Below are 14,370 nucleotides of genomic sequence, written 5' to 3' on the forward strand. Positions count from 1 at the left end.
ACGTGGTCTCAACTGCTTACGTGCCGCGATCGTATGTGCATCTGAATCACTCAACGGTGAAGTCGGCCGCCTTGGTGTCCAGCGTCGTGTCGCCGTCCTTGGCGGTGGCCAGTACGGCGACGTGCCACAGACCGCGCGGGGACGCCTCGGCGTCGGCGCGGGTGACGGTGGCGGTATAGGTGCAGCGCACGGTGTCCTCACCGGACGGCTTGCAGACGGCCGATTCCACGGCGGCCATGTCCTTGGCAGTCAGTGCCTTCTTCGCGAAGGTCGAGTTCGCCGGCCAGGCCAGGACCTTCACGTTCTTGATGCCAGCGGACCCCGTGACGTCAGTGGTGAAGGTCAATGAGCCAGTGCGGTCGCCGTCGGGGGCAGCGTAACGGGCGGCGCTGTGCGCCACAGAAGGAGGCTGCTCCCCGGCGTAGGCGAGGGCGAAGGTCCCGGCACCACCGAGGACGACGACACCGGCAACCACGGACAGAACGACACGTCGCGACATGAGAGTTCCCTACTCGAATCAGCTGGATCGGCCCGGCGCTCCAGGCTGCGCCGCTGCACCAATACTGGCCGCGCAGGGGGCACCGCATATGAGCACACGTACTCAACTGAGGCCTGAGTAGAGCAAGTCCGCGTCGCGGAGTGCCACCTCGACGACGTTGATCCCGGTGGGGAGCGCGGCGCCCAATCGGTCGCGCAGGATTCCGCCGAAGACACGGCGGCGGGCCCTCCTCTGTCAGGACCGTGGGATGGCGGGTGAACCAGCGGGTCACCTGCCGCACCGTCGGCGACGGACGCGATGTCTGCGCGGGGCGGTGCGCAGGATCGCGATGTCACCTGGCGCCAGGGCAGCAAGGGATCGATGACCTCACGCTTTGCGGTGCTCGAGATGCGGCCGCCGGGCAAGGAAGCCACCCACACGGCACAGGATGCTGTTCGAACAACCGGACACGGCGCCCGAGCCCACCGCCTACGGGATGACCAACCTGCCCGCCACCACCCCGATCGCCGATCTGGTGCGGCTGGGCCAAGACGCGCCGGCGCATCGCTGGAACGGCACCTGCACCACCTGCGGCCGCCCCCTCACCAGAACGACAACCTGACGGACTACTACGCGTAGCTGTCGTAGCTGGGCTTACCGCTCGGCCGGTAGACGCCGACGATGGTGCCGCCCTTCGTCGTCGAGACGCTGACCGGCTCCAGCGCACTGGGGATCGCTCCGTCGGCGAACAGCCGCTTACCGGTACCGATGATCACCGGATGGATGGTCAGCCGGTACTCGTCGACGAGGCCGTTCCTCATGAGGGTCTGGGCGAAGTCGCCGCTCCCGACGACGTTGATGTTGCCGCCGTCGGACGCCTTCAGCTTGCGTACGGCATCGACGATGTCTCCCTCCAGCAGCGTGGAGTTCTGCCACTCCACGGACGTCAGGGTCCGAGACGCCACGTACTTGTGCATGCTGTTCATCCGATCGGTGAACGGGTTGTCGGGATCGGCGGTCGGCCAGTACGACGCGAAGATGTCGTACGTCTTGCGGCCGAGCAGCATCGCGTCGGAGTGCTCGTACCAACCGGCGATAGCCGGACCGACCTCGTCGTCGGCCACCGGCTTCTGCCAGCCGCCGTGCTCGAAGCCGCTCTCAGGGTCCTCGTCCGGGCCGCCCGGCGCCTGCATGACGCCGTCCAGTGTCAGGAAGGTGCAAACGATGATCTTGCGCATGGTGCGCTCCCTTCGTCGAGGGGTAGACGGCACAACCGCCGAAAACTCATCGGCGGGACTTCCGCGGCACAGCAGGTTCTGTCTCGAGCCCCGGCGGGCGACTTTCCGCATCATGATGCCCCCGGTCCTGGCGCCGCATCGGCGCCTGGTTGTCAAGAAGCGGCCCCCAAAGTCACAGCCGGCGGAGAACATGTCTCAACCACGTGAAGAACCGACAAGAGGGCTGGAGTTGACGGATATGTCGAGGCAGTTCGCCGGTTGGGACGAGTCGGCGTTCGACGTGTTGTTGCGTCTTGAAGGTGAGCCGTCACCAGAGGTGATGCGCGAAATCCGCAAGGATCGCGAACGTCTCGTACGGCAACCGATGGTCTCGCTGCTCCACGACCTGGCATGGGCGGATCCCGCCTTCGAGGACCATTCTGTGTGGCGGTACGGGAAGACACCGTGGTGGTGGCAGAACCAGTCCGCCGTGGCACGCATCGCCCGGAACGTCGAGATCGGGCTGCGCTTCAATCTGGATGGTTTGCAGGTGAAGGGTGCGTGGTGGTACGCCGACTCCGATCAGATCCGTAGGTTCAGGGCGGCGGTCGCCGCTGAGGCAAGCGGTTCCGTATTGGGCGATGTTGTCGCGGAACTACGTGACAAGGGGTACGAGATCACCGGGGACCTTCTGAAGCGTGCGCCCAGGGAGTACCCCGCCGACCATCCTCGAGCAGCGTTGTTGCGCCACCGATCGCTTCTCGCCGTGCGGTACCTCGGCTGTGACGCATGGCTGCAGACGCCGGAGGTCGTCGACCGCGTGCTGGCCACGCACGAGGACCTCAGCCCGCTGCTCAGCTGGCTGACAGACCATGTCGCCGCTTGAGAAGCCATTGTCCTTCCGGGCGTAAGAGTCGACTTTTGGCTGCTCAGGCATGGTCGTGATGCCGTCGAGGCAGGCATTGGCGGTTCTGTTCTTCGGTGAGGGCAGTGAAGCGGCCGATGGCTTCGGTGATGGGCTTGTCGGAGGAACGCGAGACGGCTGCCCGAGTGCGGGTGGAAAAGCCCCAGGCGGAGCGGAACGAGTCCCGGCGGAGCCCGGCGAGGCGGAGACGGAGACAGTACTGGAACTGCGGGTGATCGCCCGGCAGAGGCCGCCGAGGCTGGACGCTCCCGGACCGGTGATCGAGGTGCCCGTTGCGGATCCGCAGGACGTGACGCCGAAGGTGCCGGCGGCGAAGGGCAAGGTCCCGCGACGCCCACCCGGGGCCGGGGGCCACGATCGTCGTTCCCGCGTCACGCCGACTCCGCTCGGCCACGAGTTCGTAACGAGCCGTTGACAGGGGCGCCGCGCAGGGCGCAATCTCATCCCGCACTCACTTGCCAAAACGATTGGGCACGACATGGGCAGGCGGATCGGAATCAAGGACGTGGCGGCGGCCGCCGGCGTCTCGGCCACGACCGTCTCCCACATCCTCAACGAGGTCGAGGGCAAGCGCATCAATCCCGAGACCCGGCAGCGCGTCCTCGAAACCGCCCGGCAGCTCGGGTACGCGCCCAACGGACTGGCACGGGGGCTGCGGCTGAAGCGGTCCAACACCATCGGGTTCGTCAGCGACCAGATCGCCACCACGCCCCACGCCGGCCGGATCATCCTCGGAGCCCAGGAAGAAGCGGCCAAGCACGACCTGCTGCTGCTCATGCTGAACACCGGCGGCGACCCGGAGCTGGAGCGCAAGGAGATCGACCTGCTGCTCCAGCGCCAGGTCGACGGCGTGCTGTACGCCTCGATGTACCACAGGGTCGTGGAGGTGCCGGAGCAGCTGCGCTCCGTCCCCACCGTGTTGCTGGACGCGCGCTCCGACGACCCCGGCGTGCCCTCGGTCGTACCGGACGAAGTCCTCGGCGGCCACACGGCGGTGCGCGAACTGCTCCGCCACGGCCACCGCCGGATCGGCTTCATCAACAACGTCGACGACATCCCGGCCACCCACGGCCGCCTGGAGGGCTACCGGCGTGCTCTCGCCGAGGCGGGCCTCGCCGAAGACCCCCGGCTGGTGGTGACGGAGACCGCGGACGCAGCCGGCGGGTACCGGGCGGCACTCACGCTTCTGCAGACGGCGGAACGGCCCACCGCGCTGTTCTGCTTTGCCGACCGGATGGCCATGGGCGTGTACCGCGCCGCCGCCGAACTGGGACTGTCGATCCCCGACGACCTGTCGGTGATCGGGTTCGACAACCAGGAACTGATCTGTGACGGCTTGTACCCCGGGCTGACCACCGTCGCCCTGCCGCACTACGAGATGGGGGCGCACGCGGTCGTACAGCTGCTCACGCTCACGGGCGCAGCGGACCACGGGACCGGTCCGGCCGCTCAGCACATGCTGCCCTGCCCGCTGGTGGCACGGGCGTCGGTCGCTTCGCCGCCCCGACTCTGACCTCGGAGCGGCGAAGCACCACCGTTACAGGCGGCCGTCATCACCGGCCGCCGGCACGGTCTGCCAGACCGTGCACAGTGAATCTGGAGGAACCCAGGTGGAATCGAGAACCAGGCGCCTCGCGGTGTCGAGCATAGCCGCCCTTGCCGCGGCGGCGCTCGTGGCCGGCTGCGGCGGCAGCGGCAGTACCGGCTCGTCGGGCGCCGACGGCAACACACTGACCCTGTGGACGCACAACGCCGGCAACGCCGCCGAATACGGCGTCGTGAAGCAGGTCGTCAAGGACTTCAACGCCAGTCAGAGCAAGTACAAGGTCAAGATCCAGGCGTTCCCGCAGGGTTCCTACAACGACTCGGTGGTGGCCGCGGCCTCCGCCAGGAAGCTGCCGTGTCTCCTCGACGTCGACGGCCCCAACGTCCCGAACTGGGCCTGGGGTGGGTACCTCGCGCCGCTGGATCTGTCCAAGGGCCAGGTCGCGGTGAAGGACCAATTGCCCAGCACAGTCGGCACGTACCAGGGCAAGACCTACGCGTCCGGGTTCTACGACGTCGCGCTCACCATGTACTCCCGCAAGTCGGTCCTGAAGAAGTACGGCATCCGCGTCCCCACCCTGGACAAGCCCTGGACCAAGACCGAGTTCGGCGACGCCCTGGCCAGACTGAAGTCGGGCGGCAAGTTCAAGAACCCGCTGGACCTCGGCACGGGGGATCCCGGCGAGTGGTGGCCGTACGCCTACTCGCCGATGCTGCAGAGCTTCGGCGGCGACCTGATCGACCGTTCCACCTACAAGAGCGCCAAGGGCGCGCTCAACGGTGACAAGGCCGTCGAGTGGGGCGAGTGGTTCCGCTCCCTGGTCACGAAGGGCTATGCGCCGCAGAAGTCCAGCAAGAGCCCCGGCGACGACTTCCGCAACGGCAAGACCGCCATCCAGTGGGACGGCAGCTGGTCCGCCCAGGCCAACATCGACAAGTTCGGCAGCGACCTCGCCATCCTCCCGCCGGTCGACTTCGGCGACGGGCCGAAGATCGGCGGAGCCTCCTGGCAGTGGGCCATGAGCTCCAGCTGCTCCAACAAGGCGGGCGCCCAGGCGTATCTGAACTTCTCCCGGCAGACGAAGTACTTCGTGGACTTCGCCAAGGCCACCGGCACCATTCCCGCCACCAGCGTGGCGGCGCAGCAGGTGAAGGGCTACGAGACGGGCGGCCAGTTCAACATCTTCCTCAAGGAAGCGCAGAAGTTCGCGGTGGTCCGGCCCGTCACCCCGGCCTACCCCTACATCTCCACGGTGTTCTCCAAGACTGCCATGGACATCCTGGCCGGCGCCGATGTGAAGGGCGCCCTTGACCAGGCCGTCAGCCAGATCGACAACAACTTGTCGACCAGCAACTACTCCAGCGGCAGCTGACCGCGTCCGCCCGTCCCGGCGGACGCGGTGCCTCCTCTCCGCCTCCGCCGGGACATGTACCTGCCTGGATGTCCCATGGCCACCACAGTGACCCCCATGTCCACTCGACCCGCTGTCGATGCCCCTCCGGCTCGACGCGCACCGCAGGGGCGTGCACGGCGCAGGGAAAGCCTCACCGCCCTCGGCATGGTGAGCCCCGCCGTGTTCCTGCTGCTGCTGTTCTTCGTCATCCCGGTGGTGCTGGCCTTCGCGCTGGCCTTCACCAACGCCCGCCTGGTCTCCCCGGTCCCCGCCCAGTTCACCGGACTGCAGAACTTCCGCACGCTGCTGGACGACCCGCTGTTCTACAAGTCGCTGCGCAACACCTTCTACTTCGCCGCGGTCGTCGTTCCGCTGCAGGGCGGCCTGGCGCTGGTGCTCGCGCTGCTCGTCAACGCCAAGGTCAAGGGCGTCAACTTCTTCCGGACCGTCTACTTCATCCCGGTCGTCACGTCCATGGTGGTGGTCTCCATCCTGTGGACCTTCATGTACCAGAAGACGGGACTGGTCAACGAGCTCATCTCGCACCTCAGCCTCGGACTCGTACACGGGCCGGACTGGCTGAACAACCCGTCCACGTCCATGCCCGCCATCATCCTCATGTCCGTCTGGCAGGGTGTCGGCTTCCACATGATCATCTGGCTGGCCGGGCTTCAGACCATCCCGCAGGACCTGTACGAGGCAGCGGACATCGACGGCGCCACCCGCTGGGTCCGCTTTCGGTACGTGACCTGGCCCGGCCTACGCACGACCCGCACGTTCGTGCTCATCACCATCACGATCGCCGCGTTCAGCCTGTTCGCTCAGGTCAGCGTCATGACGCAGGGCGGCCCTCTGGACTCGACCACCACGGTCGTCTACCAGGCCGTGCAAACGGGATACGCGCAGCAGCAGACCGGATACGCGTCCGCGATCTCCCTCGTCTTCTTCGTACTGGTGCTGGCGGTCTCCCTCGTCCAGCGCTTCCTCACCAGGGAGAAGGGCTGACATGACCTCCGTATCCCCTGCCCCCGCACGACCGGGCCGCCAGAGGTCGCTGCTGCGCTCGCTCACCGTGCAGGCGGCGCGCATCGCGCTCGCGTTGTTCTTCGCCTTCCCGATCGTGTTCATGCTGGTGTCATCGCTCAAGCCCGACCAGCAGATCTTCGGCGACCTGGACGGCGTCAAGGCGTTCCTGCCGGTCGGCCACCTGTCCCTGGACAACTACAGCGGAGTCTTCGACCGGGTGCCCGCTGCCCGGTTCCTGCTCAACTCCATCGGGATCTCAGCCGTCACCGTGGTCCTGGGCATCTTCGTCAACAGCCTCGCGGCGTTCGCCCTGTCACGGATGAGGTGGCGCGGCAAGAAGATCGTGCTCGCCGCCGTGATCGCGACGCTGATCGTGCCGTTCGAGACCTTCGCCCTGCCGCTGGTCTGGTGGGTCAACCAACTGCCCTGGTTCCAGGTGAACGGCTTCCACCTCACCCTGACCGAGGGCTGGCTGGACACCTACCAGGTGCAGATCCTGCCCTTCGTCGCCAACGCCTTCTCCATCTTCCTGTTCCACCAGTACTTCCAGAGCATCCCCAAGGAGCTCGACGAAGCCGCCGTCATCGACGGGGCGAGTTGGTTCGGCATCTACCGGCGCATCGTCATGCCGCTGTCCGGCCCGGCGATCGCCACGGTGGCCATCCTGACCTTCCTGCCGGCCTGGAACTCCTACCTCTGGCCGCTGATGGTCGTCCAGAGCGAGAACCTGCGCCCGGTCATGGTCGGCATCCAGTACTTCTTCCAGCTCAACCCTTCCTGGGGCCAGATCATGGCCTACTCGTCGATGATCACGGTGCCGGTGCTCGCGCTGTTCGTGGCCTTCCAACGGGCCTTCGTCAGCAGCATCGCCTCCAGCGGCGTCAAGGGCTGACCTCCGCCGCCCCGCGCCCGCCCCCCACCACTTCTGCCACCCCCCTGTGCCTCGCGCACCCTTCGAAAGGCCCCGTGTGTCCACGCCGCCCGTCGACCCCCACCTGCCCGCAGTACACCTGCGCCCGCCGCGCAACTGGATCAACGACCCCAACGGCCTGGTCTTCCACGACGGCCACTACCACGTGTTCTTCCAGTACAACCCGTACGGTCCGCAACACGCGAACATGCACTGGGGGCACTTCCGCAGCCCGGACCTGGTCACCTGGGAAGAGCTCCCGGTCGCCCTGGACCCCACCCCGGGCGGTGACGACGCCGACGGGTGCTTCTCCGGCAACGCCGTCTCCATCGGCGGCCGGCTGGTGGCGTTCTACTCCGCCAACCGCACCGGCCGCTGGTGGCAGCCGGTCACCACCGCCGAATCCCACGACGGCGGCCACACCTGGGCCAAGCGGCCGGAGTTGCTCATCCCGAAGCCGCCCGCCGACACCACGATGTACCGCGACCCCTATGTCTGGCAGGAGGAAGACCGCTGGCGGATGCTGGTCGGCTCGGCGCTCGCCGACGGCCGGGGCGCCGCCCAGCTGTACGAGTCGACGGACCTGGACCACTGGCAGCACCTCGGCCCGTTCGCCGTCGACACCCCGAGGCCGCTGCCCGGCGGCACCGACACCGGCGCCGGCTGGGAGTGCCCCCAGTACGCCTTCTGGCCGGTGCCCGACGGCGCGGGGCGGCAGGGCCTGCTGATCATCAGTACCTGGGACCACGATGCCGGCCCCCAGGCCACCGCCGCCTACTCCGGCCGCGAGACCCTGAACGGCACCTTCCACCCCACTGCACCTGTCCGGCTCGACCACGGCCCGGACTTCTACGCCCCCGCACTGCTGCGCGCCCCGGACGGGCGCTGGCTGCTGTGGGCCTGGTCATGGGAGGCCCGGGAACCCACCTGGGTCGGAGAGGCGGGCTGGGCCGGACTGCTCACCCTCCCCCGCGAGATCACCCTCACTGCCGACGGCACCGTCCACCAGCAGCCTGCCCGGGAAGTCACCGCACTGCGCGGCGAGCAACTCCTGTACGCCACCGGCCCCGTCCAGGCGGACCCGGTCGCACTCGGCGAAGTCGGCAGCACCTTCGACCTCACCGCCCGGCTCACACCTCCGCCGGGCCATACAGGCGGCCTCCGGCTGGCCACCTCGGCCGACGCAAGCGAACACCTGGATGTCACGGTCGACGCCGACGCCGGCGAAGTGGTCGTCGACCGCTCCCACGCCTCCCGCGATCCCCGGGCCGTCGGCGGCACATACCGCATCCCTTACCCGGCGGCCCGTTCCGGCGCACCGGTCGAACTGCGCATGGTGGTCGACCGGTCCGTCGTCGAAGTCTTCCTCAGCACCGGCGAAGCCCTGACCCTGCGCTTCTACCCGGACTCCGACGCCCCCTGGTCGCTGCAGGCCCGATCCGTCGACTTCACCGTCCAGGCATGGAATCTCGCCGCCCCCAAGGTCGTCGGCCACGTTGCGGAACCCGGCCCCGACACCCAGGACGCCCCGCACGCGCACCACCCGATTCCCGCACAAGGAGCGCCATGTCCCTAACGACCCGTCCCCGCCGCAGACTTCTCACGGCTCTGACCGTCCTGTCCGGGCTGGGCCTGCTCGCCGCCACGCCGGCCGCCGCCGACACCCTCTACCACGAGCTGTACCGGCCCCAGTTCCACTTCACGCCGTCCCAGAACTGGATGAACGACCCCAACGGTTTGATCTGGTACAAGGGCCAGTACCACCTGTTCTTCCAGTACAACCCGTCCGGCAACAGCTGGGGCAACATCTCCTGGGGCCACGCCGTCAGCACCGACCTCGTCCACTGGAAGCAACTCCCGGTCGCCATCCCCCAGGACGACAACGAGATGGTCTTCTCCGGCAGCGTGGTGCTCGACAAGAACAACACCACCGGCTTCGGGACCAGGACCAACCCGCCGCTGGTCGCCGTCTACACCAGCCTGGTGAAGTACACAGACGTCCAGAGGCAGTCCCTGGCGTACAGCACGGACGGCGGCACCACCTGGAAGAAGTACTCCGGCAACCCGGTCCTCGACCTGGGCTCCGTCAACTTCCGTGACCCGAAGGTCTTCTGGTACGCCCCCACCCACAGCTGGCTGATGGCCGTCGCCCTCTCCGACCAGCACAAGATCGCCTTCTACAGCTCCTCGAACCTCAAGGACTGGACCCACCTGAGCGACTTCGGCCCGGCCGGAGCGACCGGCGGCGTGTGGGAGTGCCCGGACCTGTTCCCGCTGCCGGTGGACGGCAACGCCAAGAAGACCAAGTGGGTGCTGGCGGTCAACCTCAACCCCGGTGCCATCGCGGGCGGTTCCGGCGCCCAGTACTTCGTCGGCGACTTCGACGGCAAGAAGTTCACCGCCGACGACAGCGGCACCTACACCCCGCCGAGCGGCACCGCGCTGCAAGATTTCGAGTCCGGCTCCTTCGGCGACTGGACGGCCGACGGGAGCGCGTTCGGCACCGCGCCGACGACCGGGGCGCTGGACGGCCAGAGTGCGGTCACCGGCTCCGACGGAAAGGCCTTCGCCAACAGCTTCCACGGCGGCGACGCCTCCACCGGCACGCTGACCTCGCCCGCGTTCACCGTGACCAGCAACTACATCAACTTCAAGGTAGGCGGCGGCAACCACCCGTACCAGCCCGGCTCCACACAGAGCGACGAGCCGGCACCCACCGGCGAAACACTCGCCGACTTCGAGGGCAGCACCTACACCAGTCCCATCGGCGACTGGACCACCACCGGCGACGCCTTCGGTACCGCCCCGGCCCAGGGAACCCTCCCCAACCAGCAACAGGTCACCGGCTACCTCGGCAACGGGCTCGCCAACAGCTACCTGAACGGCGACGCCACCACCGGCACCCTCACCTCCCCGACCTTCACCATCGACAAGAAGTACCTGGACTTCCTCATCGGCGGCGGCTACCACGCCGCGAGTTCCGACGCCCCCACGGCCGTCGAACTCGTCGTCGACGGCAAGATGGTGCGCTCCGCCACCGGCGCCAACGCCGAGGCCCTGAACTGGGCCTCCTGGGACCTGTCCGACCTGCAGGGCAAGCAGGCCCAGATCAAGGTCGTGGACGCCAACACCGGCGGCTGGGGCCACCTCAACCTCGACCAGGTCGTCCTCTCCGACACCCAGGCCAAGCCCCGCTCTGATGAGACCGGCGTCAACCTGCTGGTCGACGGCAAGATCGTCCAGAGCGCCACCGGCGCCGACTCCGAGAACCTCGACTGGGCCTCCTTCAACACCACCGCCTACAAGGGCAAGCAGGTCCAGCTCCAGATCGTCGACGCCAACACCGGCGGCTGGGGACACGTCCTCGCCGACCACTTCACCGCCGCCGACCAGCCCGCTCTGTCCACCACCCAGCGCGCCCACTGGCTCGACCACGGCCAGGACTTCTACGCCGCCAACACCTTCACCGACGTCCCCGGCGGCCGACGCGTCATGATCGCCTGGATGAACAGCTGGAACTACGGCGGGAACATCCCCACCAGCCCCTGGCGCAGCGCCGACACCTTCCCGCGCCAGCTCGCCCTGCGGACCGTGAACGGCAAGACCCAGCTGGTCCAGAACCCGGTCAGCGAACTGAGAACCCTCCGCGGCAGCACCACCACCGTCCCCGCCAGAACCGTCACCGACGGCGCCACGCCGCTCGACGTCCAGGGCAACACCCTGGAGCTCAAGGCCGACCTCACCCCGGGCACCGCCACCCGCTTCGGCCTCGACGTACGCACCGGCGCCGCCGGACAGCGCACCCGGATCGGCTACGACACCGCCACCGGCGAGGTCTACCTCGACCGCACCGCCTCGGGTGCGACCGACTTCGACCCCACCTTCTCCAGCACCGAACACGCCCCGCTGGCACTCGACGGCAAGCCCCTGCACCTGCACGTCCTCGTCGACACCTCATCCGTCGAGGTCTACGCCCAGAACGCGCGCGGCGAGCAGGTCGTCCTGACCGACCAGATCTTCCCCGACCCCTCCAGCACCGGCGTCGACGTCTTCGCCGACAACGGAACGGCCGAACTCACCCACCTCCAGGCATGGCAACTGGCATCGACCTGGAAATGAGCCAACCCCGGTGTGCTGCAGGTCGGCCGGCGCCTGCCGCATCAAGTCGTTGGCCCTGCTGTGACGTGACTCGCCGCTCGGGTGCTTTCCCGGGCGGTGAGGGCAGGCGGTTTCTGCGGATCATCCGCTGCGGCCCGTGGCGCTGGTGACCTGGCGCCTCGCCCAGATGGTGCGGCTCCGCTCTACCTGCATGGACTGTGCTCCGCCAAAGCCGTCGGCGAGCGCGACCTGTCGAGAACCGACGATCACACTGGAAAGCGTCCGCAGCAGGCATCCCGAAAGGCCCGAAGCTCTATGCGCTTTACCTCTGAGACGTCGTCCGAAGGCGTCCTTGAACAGCTATTTCTCCTCGGCGACATCCCTGGCGTGCTATGGACTCCACGAGGTGCCGACGGGACCCGCCCACTGATTGCAATGGGGCACGGCGGCGGTCAGAGCAAGAAGGCCCCTGGCATCGTGGACCGTGCGCGCCGTTTCGTGGCCGAACGCGGTTTCGCCGTGGTGGCGGTCGATGCGCCAAGTCACGGTGACCGGCCGGAACATGAGGAATTCACCCGGATCGCGACCGAGTACGAGGCCAGGCTTGACACCGGTGAGGGGCTGGTCCCGCTGATCGCCGCATTCCAGTCGCTCGTTGTCCGTCAGATCGTGCCGGAATGGCAGACAGTCCTCAACGAGGTCCAGAAGCTCAGTCACGTTGGCATTGGCCCAGTTGGCTACTGGGGTGTGTCGCTGGGCTGCGTGCTCGGCGTCCCGCTCATCGCCGCCGAGTCCCGAATTCGGGCGGCAGTACTGGGCCTGGCCGGTGCTGAGGTGTCCACCGAGACCGCCGCGGGGATCACCGTCCCGGTGGAGTTCCTCGTCCAGTGGGACGACGAGCGAGTGCCACGGACCCAGAGCCTGGCACTGTTCGACGCCTTCGCCTCAACCGAGAAGACGCTGCACGCCAACCCCGGCAAGCACGGTGAGATCCCGGCATTCGAGATAGACAGCACGCTACGTTTCTTCGCCCGGCACCTTGGCTGATACGCCGCCTGCACTCCGTGACGCGCCGATCGGGATCCGTTCCCCAGGGGGACGATCGTCGGGCTCAAGCCCCATGGGCCCTTCTCCGACGCCCGCCACCACCCACTGCCACGGCCACGGCCACGGCCACGGCCACGGCCACGGCCACGGCCACCTGATGGTCTCCCCCGTCCAGCTGGGGCTCTCCCCCGCCCGGCCCTCGCAGCCACGTATCGGATCAGCACGCACCCGGGCCGCGCAGGCGGGACGGCGCCCGGCCGCGCGTGGCGCTGATGACCTCCATCTACGCCACCCGCAGCGACCTCCCCGGAGCCACGCCGTGGAAGCGGCGCTCCGAACGCCTCCTGCGAGCCAGTGGTTTGCCCTACACGATCGTCCACCCGGTCAGGCACATGCGATAAGCGGCCTGAGCGCCACCGAGCGCGACCATGCGGCATCCTGCCCGGTAGCGACCATCAGGGAAGGGCTCGCGGTGCGCGGCGAGGAAGTCGGGAGCGCCGATGCCGAGGTCCGGTCGCGGCTGCGGCGCATCCGTGCTCTCGGAGACTGACCCCTTCGCAGACGGTCCAGCGGTCCCGAACCTCCTACCGGCCGCACGAGTGGGACACCCGGGCCGACTCCCGGGTCAGTGCCATGGCCAAACACCTGGACGATCAAGTCGCGTGATGAGTTTTCGCGCCCGTACCCGTCACACCTACGACGGGACACGACGAGGCGTAAGGATGACGTGATGAGTGCGGACACGCGGCTGGAGGAGCTGGGCGTGAGCGAGCTGGGCGAGGTCGACGAACCGGCGTTCTCCGGACTGGTCGAGCGGCACCGGCGGGAGCTGCACGTGCACTGCTACCGGATGCTCGGGTCGTTCGAGGACGCCGAGGACACCGTGCAGGAGACGTTCCTCCGTGCCTGGCGGCGGCGGGAGACCTTCGAGGGGCGGTCGACGTTCCGGGCCTGGCTGTACCGGATCGCCACCAACGCCTGCCTGGACCTGCTCGCCAAGTGCCGCCCGGAGCCTGCGACCGGCGGCGAGGTGCCGTGGCTGCAGCCTTACCCGGACCGGCTGCTCGACGAGCTGCCGGCGGGTGGCGCGGACGAACCGGAGACCGTCGCCGTCACCAGGGAGACGATCGAGCTGGCGTACCTGGTCGCGGTCCAGCACCTCGCACCGCGCCCGCGGGCCGTGCTGATCCTGCGGGACGTGCTCGGCTTGCCGGCCAAGGAGGTCGCGCAGTTCCTCGGGGACTCCGTCAATTCCGTGAACAGCGCGCTGCAGCGGGCCCGCGCCGGCATGCGGGAGCATCTGCCCGCCGAGCGGCAGGACTGGACCAGCGGCGAGGAGGACCCAGGGACGCGCGAACTGGTGCGCCGCTTCACCGACGCGAGCGTCGCCAAGGACGTCGACGGTCTCGCTGCCATGCTGCGGGACGACGTCCGCTGCTCGATGCCACCCACACCGGGCCTGTACGTCGGTCGCGACACGGTGGTGAACAACTGGGTCGAGGACGGGTTCGCGGACCTGGGGCGCCTGCGCTGCGTCCTCACATCGGTGAACCGGCAGCCCGCCCTCGCCTTCTACCTCTGGCGGGAGCAGGAGGGCGCGTACCTGCCGCTGACGATCGACGTCCTGCGCGTCACCGGCGGGGCGATCACCGAGATCGTCATCTTCCACGACGACCAGTTCCCGCGGCTCGGGCTGCCGGAGCGCCTGCCGGCGGACGGCACGGAGTAGT

12 protein-coding genes are annotated in these 14,370 nt (G+C 68.2%); 10 read left to right on the forward strand and 2 right to left on the reverse strand.

The features are described 5' to 3' along the window. Nucleotides 1-46: 46 nt before the first annotated feature. A complete protein-coding gene (locus M2157_RS04430; protein ID WP_280860480.1) occupies nt 47-499 on the reverse strand; it encodes a DUF5707 domain-containing protein in 453 nt (150 codons plus the stop codon). Between the two features lie 427 nt (nt 500-926). Between M2157_RS04430 and M2157_RS04435 the strand changes: the two genes are divergently transcribed. Beyond that, nucleotides 927-1,100, forward strand: coding sequence for a hypothetical protein (locus tag M2157_RS04435; protein ID WP_280860481.1), 174 nt, complete (start codon nt 927-929; stop codon nt 1,098-1,100). 7 nt (nt 1,101-1,107) lie between these two features. Here the strand turns inward: M2157_RS04435 and M2157_RS04440 are convergent, their stop codons facing one another. Continuing rightward, nucleotides 1,108-1,716: a dihydrofolate reductase family protein gene (locus tag M2157_RS04440; protein WP_280860482.1), complete on the reverse strand. Its 609-nt coding sequence runs from the start codon at nt 1,714-1,716 to the stop codon at nt 1,108-1,110. A 238-nt stretch (nt 1,717-1,954) separates the two neighbouring features. Here M2157_RS04440 and M2157_RS04445 point away from each other — a divergent pair, with 238 nt between their 5' ends. The 9 genes from M2157_RS04445 (at nt 1,955) to M2157_RS04485 (ending at nt 14,369) form a co-directional block, all read left to right on the forward strand. Next, complete coding sequence (locus tag M2157_RS04445) at nt 1,955-2,581, forward strand: DUF2461 family protein (protein WP_280860483.1); 627 nt, start codon at nt 1,955-1,957, stop codon at nt 2,579-2,581. Between the two features lie 517 nt (nt 2,582-3,098). Further along, entirely contained in the window at nt 3,099-4,133 is a 1,035-nt protein-coding gene (locus M2157_RS04450; RefSeq protein ID WP_280860484.1) for a LacI family DNA-binding transcriptional regulator, read from the forward strand. 124 nt (nt 4,134-4,257) lie between these two features. Beyond that, nucleotides 4,258-5,538, forward strand: a complete 1,281-nt coding sequence (locus tag M2157_RS04455; protein ID WP_280860485.1) for an extracellular solute-binding protein — start codon at nt 4,258-4,260, stop codon at nt 5,536-5,538. Between the two features lie 96 nt (nt 5,539-5,634). Beyond that, the gene (locus M2157_RS04460) at nt 5,635-6,564 is read left to right on the forward strand and encodes a sugar ABC transporter permease (protein ID WP_280864485.1); all 930 of its coding nucleotides are present in this window, start codon (nt 5,635-5,637) and stop codon (nt 6,562-6,564) included. Nucleotide 6,565: 1 nt separating this feature from the next. After that, entirely contained in the window at nt 6,566-7,477 is a 912-nt protein-coding gene (locus tag M2157_RS04465; RefSeq protein WP_280860487.1) for a carbohydrate ABC transporter permease, read from the forward strand. 76 nt (nt 7,478-7,553) lie between these two features. Then, nucleotides 7,554-9,071, forward strand: a complete 1,518-nt coding sequence (locus M2157_RS04470) for a glycoside hydrolase family 32 protein (protein ID WP_280864486.1) — start codon at nt 7,554-7,556, stop codon at nt 9,069-9,071. Next, nucleotides 9,062-11,614 carry a glycoside hydrolase family 32 protein gene (locus M2157_RS04475; RefSeq protein WP_280864487.1) on the forward strand — a complete coding sequence of 851 codons (2,553 nt, stop codon included), beginning with the start codon at nt 9,062-9,064 and terminating at the stop codon, nt 11,612-11,614. The genes M2157_RS04470 and M2157_RS04475 overlap by 10 nt, the downstream gene beginning before the upstream one ends. Before the next feature lie 294 nt (nt 11,615-11,908). Next, complete coding sequence (locus M2157_RS04480) at nt 11,909-12,640, forward strand: alpha/beta hydrolase (RefSeq protein WP_280864488.1); 732 nt, start codon at nt 11,909-11,911, stop codon at nt 12,638-12,640. A gap of 730 nt (nt 12,641-13,370) precedes the next feature. After that, entirely contained in the window at nt 13,371-14,369 is a 999-nt protein-coding gene (locus M2157_RS04485; RefSeq protein ID WP_280864489.1) for an RNA polymerase subunit sigma-70, read from the forward strand. The last annotated feature ends 1 nt before the right edge of the window (nt 14,370 follow it).

The organism is Streptomyces sp. SAI-127 (assembly GCF_029894425.1).
In the GTDB taxonomy this organism is placed as follows: domain Bacteria; phylum Actinomycetota; class Actinomycetes; order Streptomycetales; family Streptomycetaceae; genus Streptomyces.